Annotated in this window: 21 protein-coding genes; 12 read left to right on the top strand and 9 right to left on the bottom strand. The window is 62.1% G+C overall.

The genetic code is table 11. The features are described 5' to 3' along the window. Positions 1-160: 160 nt before the first annotated feature. Positions 161-565, top strand: a complete 405-nt coding sequence (mce, locus tag KUD11_RS00555) for a methylmalonyl-CoA epimerase (RefSeq protein ID WP_109387537.1) — start codon at positions 161-163, stop codon at positions 563-565. Beyond that, a complete protein-coding gene (locus tag KUD11_RS00550; RefSeq protein ID WP_109387539.1) occupies positions 565-864 on the top strand; it encodes a DUF1467 family protein in 300 nt (99 codons plus the stop codon). Before mce ends, KUD11_RS00550 begins: the two co-directional genes overlap by 1 nt. Here KUD11_RS00550 and KUD11_RS00545 read toward each other — a convergent pair. The 3 genes from KUD11_RS00545 to KUD11_RS00535 form a co-directional block, all read right to left on the bottom strand. Continuing rightward, positions 791-1519, bottom strand: a complete 729-nt coding sequence (locus tag KUD11_RS00545; RefSeq protein WP_109388428.1) for an EI24 domain-containing protein — start codon at positions 1517-1519, stop codon at positions 791-793. The genes KUD11_RS00550 and KUD11_RS00545 overlap by 74 nt on opposite strands. Next, complete coding sequence (locus tag KUD11_RS00540; RefSeq protein ID WP_109387541.1) at positions 1516-2094, bottom strand: nitroreductase family protein; 579 nt, start codon at positions 2092-2094, stop codon at positions 1516-1518. Before KUD11_RS00540 ends, KUD11_RS00545 begins: the two co-directional genes overlap by 4 nt. A gap of 143 nt (positions 2095-2237) precedes the next feature. After that, positions 2238-2474, bottom strand: a complete 237-nt coding sequence (locus KUD11_RS00535) for a hypothetical protein (RefSeq protein WP_109387543.1) — start codon at positions 2472-2474, stop codon at positions 2238-2240. Positions 2475-2584: 110 nt separating this feature from the next. Between KUD11_RS00535 and KUD11_RS00530 the strand changes: the two genes are divergently transcribed. From KUD11_RS00530 to KUD11_RS00520, 3 genes are all read left to right on the top strand, one after another. Further along, positions 2585-3313 (top strand): M48 family metallopeptidase, encoded by a 729-nt coding sequence (locus KUD11_RS00530; protein WP_109387545.1) that lies wholly within the window; start codon positions 2585-2587, stop codon positions 3311-3313. A 15-nt stretch (positions 3314-3328) separates the two neighbouring features. After that, complete coding sequence (locus KUD11_RS00525) at positions 3329-3697, top strand: YigZ family protein (protein WP_397545196.1); 369 nt, start codon at positions 3329-3331, stop codon at positions 3695-3697. A gap of 123 nt (positions 3698-3820) precedes the next feature. Continuing rightward, complete coding sequence (locus tag KUD11_RS00520; protein ID WP_109387547.1) at positions 3821-4087, top strand: DUF6455 family protein; 267 nt, start codon at positions 3821-3823, stop codon at positions 4085-4087. A gap of 134 nt (positions 4088-4221) precedes the next feature. Here KUD11_RS00520 and rimO read toward each other — a convergent pair whose 3' ends face one another. After that, entirely contained in the window at positions 4222-5616 is a 1395-nt protein-coding gene (gene rimO, locus KUD11_RS00515) for a 30S ribosomal protein S12 methylthiotransferase RimO (RefSeq protein ID WP_109387549.1), read from the bottom strand. A gap of 105 nt (positions 5617-5721) precedes the next feature. Between rimO and KUD11_RS00510 the strand changes: the two genes are divergently transcribed. Continuing rightward, positions 5722-7689: an AsmA family protein gene (locus tag KUD11_RS00510; RefSeq protein WP_109387551.1), complete on the top strand. Its 1968-nt coding sequence runs from the start codon at positions 5722-5724 to the stop codon at positions 7687-7689. 27 nt (positions 7690-7716) lie between these two features. On the opposite strand, the gene KUD11_RS00505 is transcribed toward KUD11_RS00510, so the two are convergent. Next, a complete protein-coding gene (locus KUD11_RS00505; RefSeq protein ID WP_109387553.1) occupies positions 7717-8304 on the bottom strand; it encodes a GcrA family cell cycle regulator in 588 nt (195 codons plus the stop codon). A gap of 125 nt (positions 8305-8429) precedes the next feature. Here KUD11_RS00505 and KUD11_RS00500 point away from each other — a divergent pair, with 125 nt between their 5' ends. The 4 genes from KUD11_RS00500 to gndA all read left to right on the top strand — a co-directional run bounded on the left by KUD11_RS00500 (position 8430) and on the right by gndA (position 13000). Beyond that, positions 8430-9233, top strand: a complete 804-nt coding sequence (locus KUD11_RS00500) for an ABC transporter permease (protein ID WP_109387555.1) — start codon at positions 8430-8432, stop codon at positions 9231-9233. A 93-nt stretch (positions 9234-9326) separates the two neighbouring features. Then, the gene (locus KUD11_RS00495; protein ID WP_109387557.1) at positions 9327-10505 is read left to right on the top strand and encodes an aspartate aminotransferase family protein; all 1179 of its coding nucleotides are present in this window, start codon (positions 9327-9329) and stop codon (positions 10503-10505) included. A 64-nt stretch (positions 10506-10569) separates the two neighbouring features. Beyond that, positions 10570-11496, top strand: coding sequence for an ornithine carbamoyltransferase (argF, locus tag KUD11_RS00490; protein WP_109387559.1), 927 nt, complete (start codon positions 10570-10572; stop codon positions 11494-11496). 103 nt (positions 11497-11599) lie between these two features. After that, positions 11600-13000 (top strand): NADP-dependent phosphogluconate dehydrogenase, encoded by a 1401-nt coding sequence (gene gndA, locus KUD11_RS00485; RefSeq protein ID WP_224380120.1) that lies wholly within the window; start codon positions 11600-11602, stop codon positions 12998-13000. 124 nt (positions 13001-13124) lie between these two features. On the opposite strand, the gene hrpB is transcribed toward gndA, so the two are convergent. Both hrpB and KUD11_RS00475 read right to left on the bottom strand, forming a co-directional pair. Then, complete coding sequence (hrpB, locus tag KUD11_RS00480) at positions 13125-15572, bottom strand: ATP-dependent helicase HrpB (RefSeq protein WP_109387563.1); 2448 nt, start codon at positions 15570-15572, stop codon at positions 13125-13127. A 9-nt stretch (positions 15573-15581) separates the two neighbouring features. After that, positions 15582-16292, bottom strand: coding sequence for a DUF3108 domain-containing protein (locus tag KUD11_RS00475; protein ID WP_109387565.1), 711 nt, complete (start codon positions 16290-16292; stop codon positions 15582-15584). 97 nt (positions 16293-16389) lie between these two features. Here KUD11_RS00475 and meaB point away from each other — a divergent pair, with 97 nt between their 5' ends. After that, positions 16390-17367: a methylmalonyl Co-A mutase-associated GTPase MeaB gene (meaB, locus tag KUD11_RS00470; protein WP_109387567.1), complete on the top strand. Its 978-nt coding sequence runs from the start codon at positions 16390-16392 to the stop codon at positions 17365-17367. Between the two features lie 265 nt (positions 17368-17632). On the opposite strand, the gene KUD11_RS00465 is transcribed toward meaB, so the two are convergent. Together KUD11_RS00465 and KUD11_RS00460 are read right to left on the bottom strand one after the other, a co-directional pair. After that, positions 17633-17776, bottom strand: a complete 144-nt coding sequence (locus KUD11_RS00465; RefSeq protein WP_181375333.1) for a nuclear transport factor 2 family protein — start codon at positions 17774-17776, stop codon at positions 17633-17635. Between the two features lie 186 nt (positions 17777-17962). Further along, on the bottom strand, positions 17963-18313 hold the full coding sequence (locus KUD11_RS00460; RefSeq protein WP_224380119.1) for an H-NS histone family protein: 351 nt from the start codon (positions 18311-18313) through the stop codon (positions 17963-17965). 377 nt (positions 18314-18690) lie between these two features. Between KUD11_RS00460 and KUD11_RS00455 the strand changes: the two genes are divergently transcribed. Then, entirely contained in the window at positions 18691-20526 is a 1836-nt protein-coding gene (locus KUD11_RS00455) for an ABC transporter ATP-binding protein (RefSeq protein ID WP_109387569.1), read from the top strand. Positions 20527-20780: the final 254 nt, after the last annotated feature.

The following is a 20780-nucleotide window of genomic DNA, read 5'->3' as shown; positions in this document are numbered from 1 at the left end:
CTCCTGTCGCTACATAGGTCCCAATCGTTACGTCTCGTTGGCTAACGAGCGGTTAACGCGCACGACTAAATTTGAAACGAATTGTTTGGCGCGCACCCCCTGTCCTTGTCTTGGCCCCCCTGTCGCCCCATAACGTGACACAGATATGAAGGAGACAGCCATGATCGGACGCCTGAACCACGTTGCCATCGCCGTGCCAGACCTAGAGGCGGCGGCGAACCAATACCGCAGCGCTTTGGGTGCAAATGTGGGCGCGCCGCAGGATGAGCCGGACCATGGCGTGACCGTGATTTTCATCGAACTGCCCAATACCAAGATCGAATTGCTCTACCCGCTGGGCGAGGCCTCTCCCATCCAAGGGTTTTTGGACAAAAACCCCTCGGGCGGCATCCACCATGTCTGCTACGAGGTGGACGATATCCTCGCCGCGCGCGACCATCTGCTGAGCGAGGGCGCGCGCGTTCTGGGCGGCGGTGAGCCCAAGATCGGGGCCCATGGCAAGCCTGTTCTTTTCCTGCATCCCAAGGATTTCAACGGGTGCCTTGTCGAGTTGGAGCAAGTCTGATGGGTCCCGTCTCTGGCATCGTTCTTTATGCAATCATCTGGTCGATGACATATCTCATCGCGATCCCGATCAAGCTTCAGACCCAAGGTGAGGCTGGGACCACCGTGCCCGGCACGCATCATGGCTCACCGCAGCGGCATGATCTGAAGAAAAAGGCGTGGATCACAACGGGCATATCCTGCGTGCTTTGGGCGATCCTTGCGTGGATCATCCTTGGCGGCGTGATCAGCCTTGATGATATTGATCTTTATGCGCGTTTTGGCCCCGGCCCGTTTGAACCGAATGGAACAGGTGAGTAAACGTCGCGGCCCCTAAAATGGGGATCACGAGATTTACGAGCGGAATAGAAAGCGGCATTGCCATCAGCACCCCGGCGAGCCAGATTTTGCCACGGTTGCGCTTGGCCAGCGCCTTGGCATTTGCCCGCCCGATCCGGCGCATCGCGGCCAACTGAAAATACTCGCGGCCCAGAAGATAGCCGTTGAGGCCCCAGAAGATCACAATCGCGGCGAAGGGCAGCAGAACATAGAGCAGCAAGGCCGCGATATTGGCTGCGATCAAGATGCCGAGGAAGCCCACCGTATCGCGGAGCGCTTCGCTCCAGGGAACGCTCGGTGCGGGCGGCAAGCCGGGATAGTGCCTATCCTCCACCGCTTGCGCCACATCCTCCAAGAAAAGCGATATGATCGCTGAGGCCACGGGCACCATCAAAAAGACCGACAGCACCAGCATCAAGGCCAGCCCGCCCCAGCCCAGCACGTCGTTGACCCATGTCACCTCCCCGATCAGGGGCAGGGTACTCGTCTCGCCCGTGAGCCAACCAATCAGGCCCAGCACGCCCGCTGTGGCCGCCACCAAGAGCGCGATCGTCAGCCCAACACCCATCACCAAAACCCGGCGAAAGCGCGGGTCGGTCATCTGCGCCAAGGCCTTGAAAAACGAGGTGAAGATCATGCGGAGAGCCATGTTGTGATCGCGTCCATGTCTGGGCGTGGACGCTCGGGCGGCTGGGCGGTTTGCGTGCCGATATGGATCATTCCCGCGACACGCTCATGCGGCGCGAGGTCAAGCCCGGCTTCCACGAAGCCGCGGTCATGGCTGGGCCAGCCGCTGAGCCAATTTGCGCCCCAACCGCTGGCCAGCGCCGCATTCAAAAGTGCCAGACACACGGCCCCGGCGGAATAGGTCTGCTCGATTGCGGGGATCTTCTCTGAGGCGCGTTCTACCGCGATCACCGCCACGGCCAGATGCGCCTGCGAATATTGCCTATCTGCCTTCTCGATATCCTCGGGCGTGCGCCCCAACGCGGCTCCGCAAGGTGCCACCAAAGCGCCCAACCGCTCCAACGCGGCACGCTCCAGCACGATAAACCGCCACGGCTCCAGCTTTCCATGATCGGGGCTGCGCGCGGCCATCTCCAGCATCGGCTTCAGCGCGGCCCGGTCCGGCACAGGCAGGCTCAGCGTCTTGGCCGGGCGCGAGCGGCGTGTGGCGAGGAAATCAAGGACGGCGGGATTGGGATCGGGCATAGGGCCTCCGGGATGCTGCGCTGGCCTTCTATGTCTGCATGAACGCTGCAAGGGTCAAGGGCCGTGCACCGCGAAGTTGGGGGCTTGAAGATGGGTGGCTTAAAGACCGCGCAAAGACCCTAGAGGGATCGACCAAAGCAACCTTAGCCGGGGGCGACCCGCGCATAGACCCCCTCGGGCAGATCGAGTGCGGCTGCCAGATCACGCATCTGCCCAATCGACAGCGTAATCTTCTGCACGCGTCCTGTGCGCGCATCAAATTGCTCTACCGTGATACATTCTGAGAACGCGTTGATCACGACGTCTTCCTGCAACGGCTCAGCGCCCTCATCCACAAGGGTCACAACTGTCGCATCAAATTCATGCTCAATGGAAAACATGAGCCAAACCCTAGCCGATTGGCAGCTCTTTGCAAGCCATGCGCGATGCGTCTGGCCCTTACCCGCAAGACGGGTTAGCATATCTTGGTAGGTTCCAATGAGGCTGCGTCATGCGCTCTTTTGCCCCCCTTCGCTCCCCTTTGATCGCGCTGGCCTGTGCGCTCTCGCTTGCGGGCTGCGTCACCACGACCCAGCCCCCGAGCCAGCCCCGCCCTGCCGCCCAAGCGGCGCCAAAGCCCACGCAGCTTTCCTCTGCCTCCATTTCGCAATTTCAAGCGGTCGTCGCAGGGGTCGAGCCCGTGGCCGAGCGTGAATGCATGGCCCGCACCCAAGGGCTCAACTGTGATTTCAAAATCGTCGTAGATGATCGCCCGAATCAGCCCGCCAACGCATTTCAGACACTGGACCGGGACGGGCGGCCCATTATCGGCTTTAACGTGGCGCTTATTGCCGAGATGCAGAACCGTGACGAGATCGCTTTTGTTCTGGGCCACGAGGCGGCGCACCACATTCGCGGACACCTCGCGCGCAAGCAGCAAAGTGCGGCGGCTGGCGCGATTTTGATGGGCGGCCTCGCGGCGATTGCAGGCGGCGGGCAACTGGCCGTGGATCAGGCTATCAACATGGGCGCGTCCGTGGGCGCGCGCACCTATTCCAAAGAGTTTGAGCTTGAGGCGGATGCGCTGGGCGCGGTGATCACCCATAAGGCTGGCTATGACCCGGTACGTGGCGTCGCCTATTTTGATCGCGCCGCCGATCCTGGTGATCGGTTTCTGGGCACGCACCCGCCCAACGCGCAGCGGATCGAAACGGTGCGCCGCGTCAATGCCGGGCTCTGATCTGCGCGCGCACTGATGCCCCTGCGCCTGAACCAGTTGACCGGTGTGATCACTGATCGCGGATCGAAATACGCGGTATCGGGAGGTCCTGCCACATCGCGCGTGGCAGTGGAGGCAGCCCTTAAATCCCTCAAAAAAGACAAGAAATTCGCCAAGGCCACGCATAATACATGGGCGGTGCTTCCGTCGGAGGGCGCGCCACTCAAGGGCGATGACGGCGAGGCGGGTGCGGGTATGGTGATCCTGCGCATGCTGGAGCGGGAGGGGCGCATGGATCATCTGATCATCGTCACCCGCTGGTATGGGGGTAAGCACCTGGGCGGTGACAGGTTCCGCCATGTGCAGGACTGCGTGCACGCCTATCTCGCCGCTTTCCCGGTTTGATCTGGATCAAGGCATGGGTCGCTCACGCCTCTAGGTTGGGATGCACTTTAGAGCGTGTCGCGTTCAATTGAATACAGTTAAACGCGCCACGCCCCAGATGTGATCCAGCTAAGGAGTCCCCTAATGCCACATACGACCCAACTTCGCCGTCACGCTGATCTTGTTGATCGCATGGCCGATACCGTCGGTGTCGATTTGGAGGAGATGATCCTGCGGGCACAGCTTCAGGTCAGTACGCTTGGCGATGCGGTTTTGAGCTGCACCGGATGCACCGCACCGGGGGCTTGTGAGAAATGGTTGGCAGCGCAGGAGCACACCGTTGATCACGCGCCAAGCTATTGCCGCAATGGCGATCTTTTCGAGACGCTCAAATCCGGGCAATCGGCCTAAAGCGCCACGCCCGCCGTCACGGCGGTGCTGATCCCAAAGAAGAAACACGCGGAAGCGGCGAGCACGAAGATATGGCACCCCAAAGGCGATAGGGTGGAAAAAGATTTTAACTTCGGTGAATTAGGCGATCAATCTCAGGTAAGGCGCGCGCCCCATAGGTCGTATTCGCCTGCCTCGTCCACCGTCACGCGGACCAGATCACCCACGGCAAGCCCCTCGGTGCCTTCGTCGATAAAGAGGTTGCCGTCGATTTCGGGCGCATCGGCCTTGGTGCGACAGGTGGCAATGCCATCTTCGTCAATATCGTCGATGAGAACGTCTTGCACAGAGCCAACCTTGGCTGAGAGCTTATCCACAGAAATGGATTGTGCCTTTTCCATAAAGCGATCCCAGCGCTCTTGCTTGACCTCCGCTGGCACGTGATCCGGCAACGCGTTGGAGCGCGCGCCATCCACGTTCTCATACTGAAAACAGCCCACGCGGTCGAGCTGCGCCTCGTCCATCCAATCCAGAAGCGTCTGGAACTCCGCCTCCGTCTCGCCGGGATAGCCCACGATAAACGTGCTGCGCAGGGTGATATCCGGGCAGACTTCACGCCAGGCCGCAATCTCATCAAGGGTTTTGGCCGCCGCCGCAGGCCGTGCCATGCGGCGCAGCACGTCCGGATGCGCATGTTGGAACGGGATGTCCAGATAAGGCAGCACAAGCCCCTCGGCCATAAGCGGAATAAGCTGCCGGACATGCGGGTACGGATAAACATAATGCAGCCGCACCCATGCGCCGAGCGACCCCAGATCGCCCGCGAGGTCCGTGATATGGGCTCGGTGCCCTTTGGCCTCGGCATGGCGGATATCGACCCCGTAGGCAGAGGTATCCTGCGAAATCACCAACAGCTCCCGCACGCCGCTCTCGACCAGCTTCTCGGCCTCACGCATCACCGCATGGGCCGGGCGCGAAGCCAGTTTGCCGCGCATATCAGGGATGATGCAGAACTTGCACTTGTGATTACAACCCTCGGAAACCTTGAGATAAGAATAGTGCCGAGGGGTCAGGCGCACGCCCGATGCGGGCAGCAGATCAATGAAGGGATCAGGGCTGGGTGGGACGGCGGCATGGACCGCATCGAGCACCTGCTCATATTGGTGCGGGCCGGTGACGGCCAGAACGCGGGGATGCGCGCCGGTGATGTAGTCCGCATCCGCCCCAAGGCAGCCAGTAACGATCACCCGACCGTTTTCCTCAATCGCCTCGCCAATGGCCTCAAGGCTTTCGGCCTTGGCGCTATCGAGAAATCCGCATGTGTTGACAATCACCGCATCCGCACCCGCATAATCGGGCGAAATCCCATAGCCTTCGGCGCGCAGCCGCGTCAGGATACGCTCGCTATCCACCAGCGCCTTGGGACAGCCGAGGCTGACCATGCCGATCAAAGGCTGCCCCTTGCGCCGCAGGGAACCGGATGCACCCACCTGCGTTTGCAATGAGGCGCGGGCGAGATCGGGGCGTAGCTCAGGGGGATTTGTGCTCATTGCGCTCCTATAACGCCCCGCGCGGCGCCCGAAAAGGCCAAACGCATGTTGCGCGCGGGCCCTGCGCGCTTACACTAGTCTCAAACGTCGAAAGGCAAGCTACGCATGAAATTTCTCGCCAAACTCATCGGTTTCGCCCTCGTGATTGTCTTGATCATGGTCGGCGCGCTGTTCTTCTTGCCAGGGGACAGGATTGCCCGCATCGCCGCTGATCAAATCAGCAGCATCACGGGCCGCGATGTGACAATGACCGGCGACACCGAGATCAGCTTCTATCCCGTCCTCGGGATCAGCACCGGCCCCACCACCATCGCCGGGGCGGAGTGGTCCGATGGGCCTGCGATGTTGGCGGCGCAAAGCCTCAAAGTGGGTGTGGACCCGCTGGCGCTCTTGCGCGGGGATATCCGTATCACGGGGCTGGAGGTGGTGGAGCCTGCGATCTACCTCGAACGCGGTGCCGATGGGCGTGTGAACTGGGAGATCGGCGTGGAGGGCGTAGCGCCTTCGGGGCAGTCGGAGGGCGCGGTCTCTGCGACCAACGAGCGGCTTGCCCTGACGCTGGACCGTGCCGTTATCCGTGAGGCCTCACTCATTTTCGTGGATCGCGCAGCGGGGACGCGGACAGAGCAATCGGGCATGGATCTTGACCTGCGCTGGCCCGATTACGAGGGCGAGGCGACGTTTGAGGCGACTTTGCGCCCCAAGGGCAGCGCGGTCTCAATAGACGGCAGCATCGAGAAGGTGGGGACGATGATCGAGGGTGGTGTCTCGGGCCTGTCGGCCACCATCAGTACCAATGGTGGCACAGTAGAATTTGTCGGGCGCGGCAGCTCGGCGCCGCAGCTTGACGGGCGGCTCATCGCAAAGCTGAGCGATACAAAGGCCTTCTTCGCAAGCCTTGGCGTGGCGGCTGCGGATATCCCGCGCGGCTTCGGGCAGTCCATTGATGCGCAAACGCAGATCACCGTAACGGGTGGCGATCGCATCGCCCTGCGCGACCTTGGCGTGACGCTGGACCAGAACCGCCTGACCGGAGCCATAGATATCAATTTGGCCGGGGACCGCCCGCGCATCACGGCGCAGCTCAACGCAGGGGCGCTGGACCTTTCGTCGCTCGAAAGCGGCTCCAGCGCCGAGGCCTCGGGCGGCGGCGGCACAGCGGTAAGCGACGGTTGGTCCAAGACCCCGATTGACGCCAGCGCGCTGGGACTTGTCGATGCGGAGATGTCGCTGAGCGCCGATAGCCTCGACCTTGGCACGCTGCAATTTGGCGCCACGCGCATCCTTGTCACGTTGGACCGTGCGCGCGGTGTGTTCCAGTTTCAAGAGCTTCAGGGCTATGGCGGGCGCATCACGGGGCAGTTTGTGGCCAACAACCGCGCGGGCCTCTCCGTCGGCGGGGATCTCAGCGCTACAGGCATGGACATGGAGCGGCTTTTGACGGATGCCGCCGGGATCACCCGCTTTGCCACCACGGGGGCTGCCAGCCTTGATTTTCTGGGTGTTGGCGGTTCGATAGATCAGATCATGAAAAGCCTCCAAGGCAATCTCAGCCTCAGCACGGGCCGGGGCGTTATCTCGGGCTTTGATCTGGACAAGCTCATGCGGTCGGGCGATGGCACAGGTGGCACCACGGTGTTCGATGCGATGAGTGCGAGTTTTGCGATTGCGGGTGGCAATATGCTGGGTGACGATCTCAGTATGTCACTGCCTTTGGCCACCGCCACCGGCAAGGGGCGCATCGGGCTTGGCGCGCAGGATATTGATTATGTCTTTACGCCCGTCCTGCTTCAGGGCGAAAGCCGTAGGGGGCTCGCCATTCCGGTGAAAATCCGCGGGCCATGGGCTGATCCGCGCATCTGGCCTGATCTTGAAGGCGCTTTGGACCTCAATTTCAAGGAAGAGGCGGAAAAGCTTGAGCAACAGGTCAAGGACGAGGTGGACAGGGAAGTGGACCGCTTTGTCGAAAAGGAACTTGGCGTGACCCGCCAAGAGGGCGAATCCGTCGAGGACGCGATCCGCAAAGAGGTGGAGGATACGGTCGTCAGAGAGCTCTTCAAGCTCTTTGACTGACCTTGCCCGGTTGTTAACCTGGCGGGGTTATCGCCGCCGGTCGCGCCGCGCGCTCATGGGTTGGAACGCCACGCCCACATGCGCCTCACAATATGGTTTTCCAGCCTGTGTAGGCAGGCCGCAGAACCAAAAATCATCCGTCGCTGGATCACCGACAGGCCATTTGCATGTCCGCGAGGTCAGCTCCATCAGATTCAGACGCTTAGCCTTCTTCTCAACCTCCGTCACCTTGGCGAGCGCTTTGGGATCGATCTCGTTGGTGGAGGGCTGCGGCGGCAAAGGTTGCCCCGCTGGAATGATCGGTTTGATCCGCGTGACGGGCGCCGGAACAGGTACGGGTGCCTCTGAGGCGGCAGGAGCGGCCTCGGCCTTGGGCGCTGCTTTGGGCTTGGCGGGCTTGGCCGCTTTGGGCGCGGGCTTGGCCTTCGCCTCGGTGCTTGCTGAGGCTGTGCTGCTGCCTCCCCCGCCATTGCGGTTCGACAGGCCCAAGCGGTGCACTTTGCCGATCACGGCATTGCGCGTCACCCCGCCCAATTCTTTGGCGATCTGGCTGGCCGACTGACCTTCGCCCCACATTTTCTTGAGAAGCTCTACGCGCTCATCACTCCAGGACATCCGTCATTCCAATCCAAAAAGGTGGCCCGACCCGCGTGCCACCCTGTCAATTTCAGTCAGGACCTATTCTAATCACTCAAGCCTGAGTTACAAGGCTTCGAATCACTGAAGCAAAGGCCACACATATGCACGACATCTCGCAAATGGGCACGCGGCGGTTCGGGGCCGTCAATTGGCTGGGGCTCTACACTCTCTGCATCCGCGAATGGCAGCGGTTTTTGTCGGTCTGGACGCAAACCCTTCTGGCCCCTTTGGTGACGGCGGGGCTGTTCCTGATAATTTTCACCATCGCCATCGGGCCACGCCGGGGCGATGTGATGGGTGTGGATTTCACCACCTTCATCGCACCGGGCATCCTGATGATGACGGTGATCCAGAACGCCTTTGCCAACACTTCCTCGTCCATCGTGATCGGTAAGGTACAGGGCAATATCGTCGATACGCTCATGCCGCCCTTGTCGCCGCTGGAGCTGGTTCTGGGCTATCTTGCCGGGGCCATTGGGCGTGGGCTTGTGGTGGCTTTGGGCCTCTCGGCGGGGCTCTGGCTGAGCCTGGGGATCTTGCCGCAATACCCTCTCATGGCGCTGGGCTATGTGGTGCTTGGCGCGGCCCTTCTGGGGGCGTTGGGGATCTTGGCAGGCATCTATGCCAACAAGTTCGACCAAATGGCGGCTGTCACCAATTTCGTTGTGACCCCGCTCGCGTTTCTGTCGGGCACGTTCTACTCGGTCGAGGCGCTGCCGCCCGTGCTGTGGTATATTACCCATTTCAACCCGATGTTTTATCTGATCGACGGGCTGCGCTTTGCCGTGATCGGCGTCTCCGACAGCCCGCCCGCACTCGGTGCCGTGATCGCGATTGCAACAACACTGGCGGTTTGCACCTTGGCGTTTTGGATGTTCACGCGGGGCACACGGCTCAAGGCCTGAGCCTACGGGCCCCGCCTGCGGAGGGACATTTTCGTTGACAGGCTAGCGCCGCTCGGGCAGGTCAATGCCCTTGATCCCGAAGTGAGAGCCGCCATGATCCCCTCCATCCTGCCCACCTATAATCGCGCGCCGCTCACCTTCGTGCGCGGCGCCGGAAGCTGGCTCTTTGAGCAGGATGGCCGTCGCTTTCTCGATCTGGGCGCAGGGATCGCGGTGAACGCGCTGGGCCACGCCCATTCCGCACTTGTCGAGGCGCTGACCGAGCAGGCGGGCGCGCTTTGGCACACGTCCAACCTCTATAAAATCCCCGCGCAACAAGAGCTGGCCGACCGCCTGACGGAGGTGAGTTTCGCCGACACGGTGTTCTTCACCAATTCCGGCACCGAGGCCTGCGAATTGGCCGTCAAAATGGCCCGGCGGCATTTCTTCGACAAAGGGCAGCCGGAGCGCACGGACATCATCGCCTTTGAGGGCGCGTTCCATGGCCGCTCCGCCGCAGGGATCGCCGCCGCAGGCTCTGAGAAGATGACCCACGGGTTCGGGCCGCTTCTGCCGGGTTTCAAACACCTGCCTTGGGGCGATCACGACGCGTTGAACGCCGCGATCACAGACACGACCGCCGCCATCCTGATCGAGCCCGTTCAAGGCGAGGGCGGCATCCGCCCACTGCCTGACCCGTGCCTCAAGGGCTTGCGCGATCTGTGCGACAGCCACGGCATCCTGCTGATCCTCGATGAGGTGCAATGTGGCATGGGCCGTACGGGGCGGCTCTTTGCGCATGAATGGGCGGGGGTGGAGCCAGACATTATGATGGTCGCCAAAGGCATCGGCGGGGGCTTCCCTCTGGGCGCTGTTCTCGCGACTGAAAACGCGGCCAGCGCCATGACCGCCGGAACACATGGCTCGACATATGGTGGCAACCCGCTGGCCTGTGCCGTGGGCAACGCCGTGATGCGCCACATTGCCGATCCTGCTTTCCTCGCGGATGTGCGCGCCCGCGCGGGCCTGTTTCGCCAAGGGCTTGAAGGTCTGGTGGCCACGCATCCGGATGTGTTCGAGGCCGTGCGCGGCAGCGGCTTCATGCTGGGCCTCAAATGCAAACTGCCCAACACCGATGTGGTGAGTGCGGCTTATGATGCACACCTGTGCACCGTGCCCGCCGCAGACAATGTGGTGCGCCTCTTGCCCCCGCTGACCATCGACGCGGATGAAATTGCCGAGGCGCTGAACCGTCTGGACACTGTGGCCCGCGCCCTCTCATCTTCTTGCTAGAAATATCCTCGGGGGTCCGGGGGCAGACAGCCCCCGCGCCATCGCTTGCAAAAGGCATATCGCCATGAACCATTTTCTCGACATCCACAAAACCGATCCCACGGCCTTGCGCGGCATCATCGACACTGCTGCTGCCATGAAATCTGCGCGCCAAGGCCGCGCGCGCGGCGCGCCCGATGATGACCGTGCGCTTGAGGGCCAGATGGTCGCGTTGATCTTCGAGAAGCCCTCCACCCGCACCCGCGTCAGCTTTGATGTGGGGGTGCGGCAGATGGGCGGGCAGACGATGTTGCTGTCGGGCACCGATATGCAGCTTGGGCATGGCGAGACGATTGCCGACACGGCCCGCGTGCTCAGCCGCTATGTGGATCTCATCATGATCCGCACCTTTGACGAATCCGTGCTGATTGAGATGTCCGAATATGCCGATGTGCCCGTGATCAACGGTCTCACCGATCGCACGCATCCTTGTCAGATCATGGCCGATATCCTGACGTTTGAGGAACATCGCGGTCCGATCAAAGGCAAGAAGGTGGTCTGGTCCGGGGATGGCAACAATGTCTGCGCGTCCTTTCTGCATGCAGCGGGGCAATTTGGGTTCGACCTCACTTTCACCGGCCCCAAACAGCTCGACCCGGAGGAAGAGTTCATCGGTCTTGCGCGCAAGGCCGGCAGCGCGATCAAGATTGAGCGTGATCCTCACAAGGCGGTCGAGGGTGCGGATCTGGTCGTGACGGATACCTGGGTCAGCATGCATGACAGTCAATCGGCCAAGGAACGGCGTCACAACATGCTGCGCCCCTATCAGGTGAACGAGGCGCTGATGGCCTCGGCCAAACCGGATGCGCTCTTCATGCATTGCTTGCCCGCGCACCGCGAGGAGGAAGCGACAAGCGCGGTTATGGACGGACCCAACTCGGTTGTCTTTGATGAGGCTGAGAACCGTCTGCATGCGCAAAAGGCGGTTATGCGCTGGTGTCTGGGCCTCTGAGAACAGCACGTTCCAATCCCTGCGGGACATTCCGCCGACACACGCTTTGCAAACGGCGCGATGCGCCTTAGGCTACGGCTCACATAGCGGGGAGGATGGCCGTTTGGGCAAGGCGCAGATCGGCGTATACGGGCTTGGCACGATGGGCAGCGCCTTGGCGCTCAACATGGCCGAGCAAGGCTTTGACGTGGCCGTGACCAATCGCGAGGCAGGCTGGGTGGCGCCGTTTCTGGCTGAGGCGGGGGCGTTGACCCAAAAGCTCCAAGGGTTCGAGGCGCTGGAAGCGTTTGTCGCAGCGCTTAAAACCCCGCGTGTCATCTTGTTCATGATCCCCTCCGGCGCGCCGATGGATGCGATGCTGGAGACGGTCGCGCCCTTGCTCGCTGAGGGCGACACGGTGATTGACGGCGGCAATGCCAATTTTCACGACACACGGCGGCGCGCAGCAGCGCTTGAGGCGCAGGGGCTGCATTTCGTCGGCATGGGCGTATCTGGCGGTGAGGCAGGCGCGCGGCACGGCCCTTCTATGATGGTGGGCGGCAGCCCGCATAGCTGGGCGCAGCTGGAGCCCGTTTTGACCGCGATCGCGGCGCGCTATGAGGGCGACGCGTGCGTCGATCACCTTGGCTCCGATGGCGCCGGGCATTTCGTCAAGACCGTTCACAACGGCATCGAATACGCCGATATGCAAGCGATTGCAGAGGTTTACGGGCTTGAGCGCAATGGCGCAGGACGCAGCCCCAAAGAAATAGGTGCGATGTTCACCCGCTGGAATGAGGGGCCGCTCCGCTCCTATCTGGTGGAGATCACAGGGCGTGCGCTGGGCTATGATGACGTCATCACGGGAGGCCCCATAGTGGACGTGATCCGCGATGCGGCAGGCCAGAAAGGCACAGGCCGCTGGAGCGTGGTGGAGGCCGTGCGGTTGGGCCAATCAGCCAATATGATCGAGGCCGCTGTGGGCGCGCGCAGTTGGTCGTCTGAGCTGTCCGTGCGCGCCGTGGCGCAAGAGGTTTTGGGCGGCGACAGAGGCGCGCTTGGCCTGACGGAAGCGCAGCTTTCAGAGGCATTTTTGGCGGCGCGTATCTTAAGCTATGCGCAGGGGTTCCGTATTCTCTCGGCGGCGTCTGAGGAATATGACTGGCAACTCGATTTCGCAAGAATTGCAGAGATTTGGCGCGCGGGGTGTATCATCCGCTCGGCGCTGCTCGATGATATCTCGGAGGCGTTTCGCGGCGAGCTTCCGGGCGGTCAGCTGATCCTTGCGCCCGCCATGGCGGCGCGTCTGGGGCAGACGATACCCGCGCTTCGGGCCGTGGTGGCGGGGGCCGTGACCCAAGGCCATGCGGTGCCTGCGATGGCGGCGGCGCTCAGTTGGTATGACACGATGCGACAGGGGTGCGGTACGGCGAACATCATTCAGGCGCAGCGTGATTTCTTCGGGCGGCATGGGTTTGAGCGGCGCGACAGGCCTGGCAAACATCATGGGCCTTGGTGGGATTAAAGCGTTTCGCGAAAACCTGAATCACTGGTTTTTATAAAATGCGCACATCATTTGAGCGTTCCGCGCGTTTTGCCTCAATTGAGTGCCTCAAGTTTAAGGCGAAACGCTTTAAAGCCGGGCCGCGTTACTTGCGCGGTTTGGCCCGCAGGGTCGGGTCGGCCTCACGCGGGTTTTCGGGCCACGGATGGCGCGGATAGCGCCCGCGCATATCCTTGCGCACATCGCTGTAGGAGCTGTTCCAGAACCCCGGAATATCGAGTGTGGTCTGCACAGGCCGCCCGGCGGGCGACAAAAGCGTGACGCGCAGTGGCGTGCCGCCCACATCCGGGTGGCGGGTCTGGCCGAACATCTCTTGCAGGCGCAGCTGGATTTCGGGCGGCTCTGTTGCGTAGTCGATGGGGATCTTGCGGCCCAGCGGCGTGGTGAAATACGCAGGCGCGCCCACATCGACGCGCCGCATCTGGTCATAATCGAGCCGGGCGCGCAGCGCGTTCGTCATATCAAACCGTTTCCAATCCTCCGCCGAGCGCAGCCCGCCCAGATACGGCAGCAGCCAGTCGGCGGCGCTCTCCATCAGGGCTGCGTCGGACAGATCGGGCAGGTCCGGATGTTGCGCGCGCAGGAGACGCACGCGGGCGGCAAAGAGGCGGGCAGGCGCGCTCCAACTGAGGCCGAGGCTGCGGATACCGTCCAGCATGGCGCGTCTATGGGCCGCGTCGGGCGCGTCTTTCCAGTGGCGGTCTTGCAGGGTGATCGCGCCGAAACGCTCTTGGCTGCGCGCGCGGATGCGGCGGTCGCGTGCGGACCAGTCGCAGATATCATGCCACGCGATCTTGTCTCCAAAAAGCGCACGCAGATCGGTCTCGGGCAGGGGGATGGCCTGCCGGATGCGGGCCTCGCGGGGGTTGCCGTCAAGCTCCGTGGCGACCAGCAGGCGGGTGTTTGCGAGGGTATCGTCAGAGGCCAGATGTGCGCCTTTGCCACCCGACAGAAGATAGCGCGGATCGTCGCCGGGGCGGCGCAGGCTGATACGGTCGGGATAGGCGAGGGCGGCCATGGCGGCGTCCGAGAGGGGCGCGGGTTTAGGCCCTGTGCGTGTGGTCTTCGCACTGCTGCTCAGGCGTTTGGCCTCTGCCGTGATGCGTTGGAGCGTGGCGCGGTTGGGGGTATATGGGTGATCGGCCTTGGGCCGCCGCAGCGCTTTCAGGCGCAGCGCGAGGTCCGAGGGCGCACTGTGCGGCAGCGGATCACGCTCGGCGAGGAGCGCCGCAAGAAGCGCCCCGTCCGGCCCTGCGAGGGCCAGCATATGGGCCAGCCGAGGGTGCAGCGGCAGACCCGCCAAAGCGCGACCATGGTCTGTGATCTGCCCACGCGCATCCAACGCTCCTAGCATCTCCAGCAGCGCCTTGGCCTCGGCATAGGGGCCCTGCGGCGGCTGCGTGAGAAAGGGCATCGCCTCCGGGCGCGCGCCCCAAAGGGCCAGCTCGAGCGCGAGCGGGGCCAGATCCGCCGTCTCGATCTCGGCGGGTGGGAAGGCCGGAAGCGCGCCTTCCTCGGCGCGGGTCCACAGGCGATAGCACGTGCCGGGGGCCACGCGGCCCGCGCGCCCCTGCCGCTGCGTGGCCTCGGCCCGGCTCACAGGCTCCGTCACCAGCCGCGACATGCCCGCGCCCGTCATGCGCGCGCGCCGGGCGAGGCCGCCATCGACCACGGCTCGGATATCTTCGATCGTGAGGGACGTCTCCGCGATGGAGGTTGCGAGCACCACCTTGCGGCCAGACGGCGCGGGGGCCATGGCCGCGCGCTGGGCTGCAAATTCCATAGCGCCGAAGAGGGGGCGGATATGGGTGCCCCCCGGCATGCGGTCTTTTAGGAGGGCGGCCAGCCGGGTGATCTGGCCCGCGCCGGGCAAAAAGACGAGCACGCCGCCTGTGGTTTCGTCCAACGCGCGGCAGGTGAGATCGGCCAGTGCCGCCTCGCGCCTTTGCGCCTTTGGGCGCGGGCGATCCAGATGGACCGTGGTGACGGGATAGGTGCGACCCTCCGATGTGATCACGGGGGCGTCGTCCATGAGGGCTGCAACGGGTGCCGCGTCCAACGTGGCAGACATTACCAAGAGGTGCAGATCCGGGCGCAGGGCGGCGCGGATCTCAAGGCAGAGGGCAAGACCGAGATCGCTGTCGAGGCTGCGCTCGTGAAATTCATCAAAGAGAACCGCGCCTATCCCCTCCAGCCCTGGATCGGACTGTATGCGGCGCGTAAGGATGCCTGTCGTGACCACCTCAATACGGGTGGCGGCACTCACTTTGGCCTCGCCGCGCACGCGGTAGCCCACAGTCTGGCCCACAGGCTCGCCCAGTGTCTCGGCCATCCGCTCAGCGGCGGCGCGGGCGGCAAGGCGGCGCGGCTCCAGCATCACGATACGGCCCGATATGCCGTGCTCCAGCAGGGCCAGCGGCACCACGGTCGTCTTGCCCGCGCCGGGGGGGGCTTGCAGCACGGCGCGGCCCTTGGCGCTGAGCGCGGCCAGAAGCGCGGGCAGGGCGGCGTGGATGGGGAGTGTTTGGGCCATGGGGGCTGCTTATCGGCGCAAAAGCTCGGCGGTGCCATAGCTGGAGCGCACCGTGACACGTTGCGCCTGCATCCGCGTGCCGTTGGGCGCAAAGGTGACCGAGAATGGATAGACGGTCTGTCGCTCAAGCTCGCGCGCGGAAAAGCCATCGAGCCGGGTATAGGCACCGGAGCATGTGACCGTCGTGCCGTCTTGGCTACGATTGGTCATAGCGAGGCGCGACCGGCGCGCGCCGTCGAAAAGGACCACATCCACATCGCAAAGCGCCACATCGGCCCGGTCATGCAAGGCCGCAAAAAGTGCGCTCAGCGGATCGAGCGTGCCGCCCTGGGTGCTTGGATCGAGCAGGTTTTCCTTGGCCGCGAGCGTGCCGCCCACCACACGGGGCACCCCGCCTGAATAGCGCAATTCGGCCGAGGATTGGCGGCGGCCCGTGTCAATCCGCTCGGAATAGCTGATGGGGCGGAAGAGGCGCTGGGCCAGCCCGCCGCGCGCCGCAAGGTCAAATGAGACCCGCGCGATGGAGCCCACGCCCGTCGTCGCAAATTCTGAGCGCACCACATAGGCACCATCCGCGATGCGCCCGGCCAGCGTCATCCGCCCCATCTTGAGGCCCAAAAGCCGCACGTCGAATACAGCCGCCGTGTCGCCTTCGGCGCGGGCGTTTGGGGCGAAGGCCATGAGGCCCAGAAGTGCTGCGATGAGTATCGTCCTGCGCATCCTGCGCCCCCCTTTTTCAAAACCCTTCCGTCGGGCTGGACTTAGCCCGCCTCAAAAGGCATCAAGGTGCGCAACCTTTTGCCAACTGGGGCGCCCCATGGACATTGCACAACTCGAAGCGGGAATTGTCAAAGGGGATCGGCGTGCGCTGAGCCGGGGCATCACCTTGGTCGAGAGCAGCCGGGCCGATCATCGCGCCGCCGCTTCCCAATTGCTGGAGCGTCTGAAGGGGAATGGACGGCAGGCCTTGCGCATCGGTCTGTCCGGCACGCCGGGTGTCGGAAAATCCACGTTTATCGAAGGGTTTGGCACCATGCTGACCCAGATGGATCAGCGTGTGGCGGTTCTGGCGGTTGATCCCAGCTCCACCCGTTCGGGTGGCTCGATCCTTGGCGACAAAACGCGGATGGAACTTTTGAGCCGCAACCCTGCGGCCTTCATCCGCCCCTCGCCCAGCCAGACCCATCTGGGCGGTGTGGCGCGGCGTACGCGCGAGGCGGTGGCGCTGTGCGAGGCGGCGGGTTTTGACGCGGTGCTGATCGAGACGGTGGGCGTCGGACAATCCGAGACGGTGGTGGCGGAGATGTCGGATCTCTTCCTGCTGCTTCTGGCCCCTGCGGGCGGTGACGAGCTTCAAGGCGTCAAGCGCGGCATCATGGAGATTGCCGATATCATTCTCGTGAACAAGGCGGATGGCGATCTGAAAGCAGCGGCCACACGCACCTGCGCGGATTACGCAGGCGCGCTCAGGCTTTTGCGCAAACGCCCGCAGGACCCCGAGGGGTTCCCCAAGGCGCTGATGGTGTCAGCCTTGGAGGAAACCGGGCTCAAGACGGCATGGGACGAGATGTGTGCCCTGATCGACTGGCGGCGCACGCATGGACATTTTGACGGGCGCCGCGCAGCACAGGCCGAATACTGGTTCGGCGAGGAAGTGCGCCGCGCACTTCTGGCGCAATTGGACACGGGCCCCGCGCGCGCCGCGATGAAACGGTTGGGCGCGCAGGTGGCGGCGGGCGAAATGATCCCGAACGTGGCGGCAGAGGCGCTGCTGCGGGAGATTGGTAAGGGCTGAGCTTTAACTCGGTGCGGGCGGTTTCGCTGATCTAATCTAATGAGCGCTGGCAAATCAGTTTAATGCACCAACCCAAATTGCCGTACAATTAGGGCGTTGTCGTAATAGTCGCGACCTTAATCACTATTGCGTCCTTAACTTTCATAACCGAACAAGGGCGGACTTCGGCCCGCTTTCCGGTTGATGCGAAATCCCCAAGGCTTGAACGCAGGACTTCAGTATGTCTGCCTGTATTGCAAAACTCTACTATTGCCCAGTTCCGGCATTAACTGACCGTTACGTTCTCGACCTCGCAAAGCTGGTCGGGGAAGGCTTCGCGCAAGCGATAATAATCCGCCTTATACGCTGCTTTCCCGACCAGCTTTTCGCCACGCGCGATATCTTCAAAGCCACATTCGTCTGAGATCACCTTTGCGCCGCGATCCGGGGTGTGGATACCCCAAGAGGCGTGAAGCCGGCGAACCGTTTTTCGACAGGATGCATGATCAGATCATCTCTTCGCCTGATGCGACCAACCACCCTGTGACATTTTCTGAAGCTACCTCAGTGACGTTTCCCCAACAATTTCAGAACGTCACGCCTAATCCTTGGGCCCTCAAATCGCCATATCATCCAGCGATTTTCCAGCCTCAAGCGCGGCAATAACCCAAGCCGGGCGACGTCCACGGCCTGTCCATGTTTGGGAGGTATCTGCGGGGTTGGCGTATTTCGGCGCGGCTTTCTGGGTTGGTTTCTTCGGAGCTTTCGCGGGCATCGTGCCACCGGTCAATTCGTTCAGCGAAAAGCCCAGCTTCTTGGCATGCTCTTTCAATTCCGCCAGCGCTTTCTTTTTCTCGCGCTGCTCAAATTTGCCAATTGCCTTGGCAACTTTCTTCTCTAGCGATCTGAGCTCGCTCAGCGACATCGCATTCAGGTCCGCCGTAGACATTTTCGATGGTTTTTTCATTTCCACATTCCCTTTGTAATGAAATGTGCATTACGCGCAACGAAAGCAATTTGCCATCATTATTACTCCAAAAATGTTGTGAATAGCACATTTGGTTTTAGTCCAGCTTTACCGCAATACGCCCACAACTGAAAAGGATCAAAACCAAGCTGCCACCCCGCAGTGCCTTTCCATACAAGAGCTATAGACGCCGCCAATCAATAAGGTGACACCCCGCGCCGCCTGCGCTACCAAGCTTAAGGGCTGCATCTCGTGCCCGCGCGCTACGCATATTCCTTGTCCCAAAGACATTTCGCAGGCCGCTCTGCGCGCCATTCTAAGCGAGTTGGGGCCAATTGAACCGCTTTTCCAAAGGCGCCCATGATGTATAATTTGTGATGTATAAAAAGTTCGAAGATCTGATTGACCCATTCGCACCGACCTCGGGCGAGACGCCTCCAGCGACACTTTGGGCTTATCTCAAATCCCATTATGGCCCATTCCGCAAATGGATGGTGGCACTTGCCTGTAGCGGCATCCTCGTTGCGATGATCGAGACCGGGCTGATTTTCTACACGGGCCGGGTGATTGACCTTCTGGGGGCCAACACGCCTGAGACGCTGATGGCCAATCATGGGGCTGAGTTGATCCTGGTAGGGATTTTCATCCTCACGCTGCGCCCTTTTGCGTTTCTGCTTAATCACCTCCTGCTGGAGCAGATGCTGGCCTCAAACCTGCAAGAACAAGTCCGCTGGCGCGCGCACAGACACCTTCTGGGGCAATCTTCGGCGTTCTTTCAGAACGATTTTGCTGGCAGGCTGACCAACCGGGTGATGCAGCTGGGCGATGCGGTGCAAGACGCCACGTATATGGCCTTTGAAGGGGTCTGGTATTCGATCACCTATGTGGTGGGCGCGTCGCTGATCCTGGCCAGTGTCGAGCCTTTGCTCGCGCTGCCGCTGATCGCGTGGGCGGTGATCTATGGGCTTTACGTGCGCTATATCGCGCGGCGGGTGGGGGAGGCATCGGAGAAATGGTCCGATGCGCGCTCCACCACCACGGCGCGGATCGTTGATGCTTATTCCAACATCGAGACGATCAAACTCTTCGCCGATGAGGGCACGGAGGAGCGCTATGTCCTGTCTGCGTTCAAACGCCTGCGCCTGCGGTTCCAGAGGTTCCTGCGGCTGATGACGGAGCTGAGCTTTGGGCTGAACATCATCAACGGCATCCTGATCCTCGGCATGCTGGTGCCGGCGATATGGCTCTGGACCGAAGGCCGCGTGAGCGTGGGCGAGGTGGCGGCGGCCACGGCGCTGACCATCCGGCTCAACGGGATGTCGGGGTGGATCATGTGGGTGATCATCCGGCTGTTTGAGCATGCAGGCGTGATCCGCGAAGGGCTGCGCTCGGTCTCTGTGCCGCACGGGGTGGTGGACGCGCCCGGCGCAGTGCAATTGCAGGTGCGCGAAGCAGCCATCGCCTTCAAGGGCGTGACACATCATTATGGCAAAGGCCATGGCGGCCTGAACGGGGTGGATCTGAGCATCAAGGCGGGCCAGCGTGTGGGCCTTGTGGGCCGCTCAGGCGCGGGCAAGTCGAGCCTCGTGAACCTGCTTTTGCGGTTCCGCGACGCGGAAAAAGGCGTGATCGAGATCGACGGGCAGGATGTGGGAGGTGTCACACAAACCTCGCTGCGTCAAGCCATCGGAATGGTCAGCCAGGACAGCTCGCTCCTGCACCGCTCGATCCGCGCCAACCTGCTCTACGGGCGCATGGACGCCACGAAAGAGCAAATGATTGCAGCCGCCAAACGGGCCGAAGCGCATGACTTCATACTTGATCTGCAAGACCCCGAGGGCCGCAAGGGTTACGCCGCCCAAGTGGGCGAACGCGGCGTGAAGCTGAGCGGGGGGCAGCGACAACGCGTGTCCATCGCGCGGGTGATCCTCAAGGACGCACCCATTCTGGTGCTGGACGAGGCCACCTCTGCTCTGGACTCGGAAGTAGAGGCCGCCATTCAAGACACGCTTTTTGGCCTTATGGAAGGTAAGACCGTGATCGCCATCGCCCACCGTCTCAGCACCATCGCGCAGATGGACCGTATCGTGGTGATGGATCAAGGCCGCGTGGTCGAGGATGGCACGCATGACGAATTGCTGGCGCTTGGCGGGGTTTATGCCGGGCTCTGGTCGCGACAATCGGGCGGCTTTCTGGGGGATGAGGCGGATTAGGGGGCGCTGCCCCCGGCAAAAGCTGTGCCAGCTTTCACCGCCCCCAGCCTATTTTAGGCAAGAAGAATGAAAGGCGAGGCAATCATCTTCTTGCTTCAAATATCCTCGCCGAAGGCACAAATCTCTTTTGGTCTTACAGGGGCAAAAGACGTGCCGGGCTCTTGACGGGCCAAGCGATTCCGCCTAGTCACACTCAACGGATTTTGGGGCGGCGCCTTTGGCGGTGCCCATTTGTTTTTAGACGGGCCTTTTAG

Source organism: Roseovarius carneus, from assembly GCF_020141465.1.
Classification (GTDB): domain Bacteria; phylum Pseudomonadota; class Alphaproteobacteria; order Rhodobacterales; family Rhodobacteraceae; genus Roseovarius; species Roseovarius carneus.
This window is presented reverse-complemented; position numbering and strand designations above follow the sequence as displayed.

Coding starts and splice junctions, on each gene's coding strand:
- mce (WP_109387537.1), top strand. CDS start 161: ATGATCGGACGCCTGAACCACGTTGCCATCGCCGTGCCAGACCTAGAG.
- KUD11_RS00550 (WP_109387539.1), top strand. CDS start 565: ATGGGTCCCGTCTCTGGCATCGTTCTTTATGCAATCATCTGGTCGATG.
- KUD11_RS00545 (WP_109388428.1), bottom strand. CDS start 1,519: ATGATCTTCACCTCGTTTTTCAAGGCCTTGGCGCAGATGACCGACCCG.
- KUD11_RS00540 (WP_109387541.1), bottom strand. CDS start 2,094: ATGCCCGATCCCAATCCCGCCGTCCTTGATTTCCTCGCCACACGCCGC.
- KUD11_RS00535 (WP_109387543.1), bottom strand. CDS start 2,474: ATGTTTTCCATTGAGCATGAATTTGATGCGACAGTTGTGACCCTTGTG.
- KUD11_RS00530 (WP_109387545.1), top strand. CDS start 2,585: ATGCGCTCTTTTGCCCCCCTTCGCTCCCCTTTGATCGCGCTGGCCTGT.
- KUD11_RS00525 (WP_397545196.1), top strand. CDS start 3,329: ATGCCCCTGCGCCTGAACCAGTTGACCGGTGTGATCACTGATCGCGGA.
- KUD11_RS00520 (WP_109387547.1), top strand. CDS start 3,821: ATGCCACATACGACCCAACTTCGCCGTCACGCTGATCTTGTTGATCGC.
- rimO (WP_109387549.1), bottom strand. CDS start 5,616: ATGAGCACAAATCCCCCTGAGCTACGCCCCGATCTCGCCCGCGCCTCA.
- KUD11_RS00510 (WP_109387551.1), top strand. CDS start 5,722: ATGAAATTTCTCGCCAAACTCATCGGTTTCGCCCTCGTGATTGTCTTG.
- KUD11_RS00505 (WP_109387553.1), bottom strand. CDS start 8,304: ATGTCCTGGAGTGATGAGCGCGTAGAGCTTCTCAAGAAAATGTGGGGC.
- KUD11_RS00500 (WP_109387555.1), top strand. CDS start 8,430: ATGCACGACATCTCGCAAATGGGCACGCGGCGGTTCGGGGCCGTCAAT.
- KUD11_RS00495 (WP_109387557.1), top strand. CDS start 9,327: ATGATCCCCTCCATCCTGCCCACCTATAATCGCGCGCCGCTCACCTTC.
- argF (WP_109387559.1), top strand. CDS start 10,570: ATGAACCATTTTCTCGACATCCACAAAACCGATCCCACGGCCTTGCGC.
- hrpB (WP_109387563.1), bottom strand. CDS start 15,572: ATGGCCCAAACACTCCCCATCCACGCCGCCCTGCCCGCGCTTCTGGCC.
- KUD11_RS00475 (WP_109387565.1), bottom strand. CDS start 16,292: ATGCGCAGGACGATACTCATCGCAGCACTTCTGGGCCTCATGGCCTTC.
- meaB (WP_109387567.1), top strand. CDS start 16,390: ATGGACATTGCACAACTCGAAGCGGGAATTGTCAAAGGGGATCGGCGT.
- KUD11_RS00460 (WP_224380119.1), bottom strand. CDS start 18,313: ATGAAAAAACCATCGAAAATGTCTACGGCGGACCTGAATGCGATGTCG.
- KUD11_RS00455 (WP_109387569.1), top strand. CDS start 18,691: ATGTATAAAAAGTTCGAAGATCTGATTGACCCATTCGCACCGACCTCG.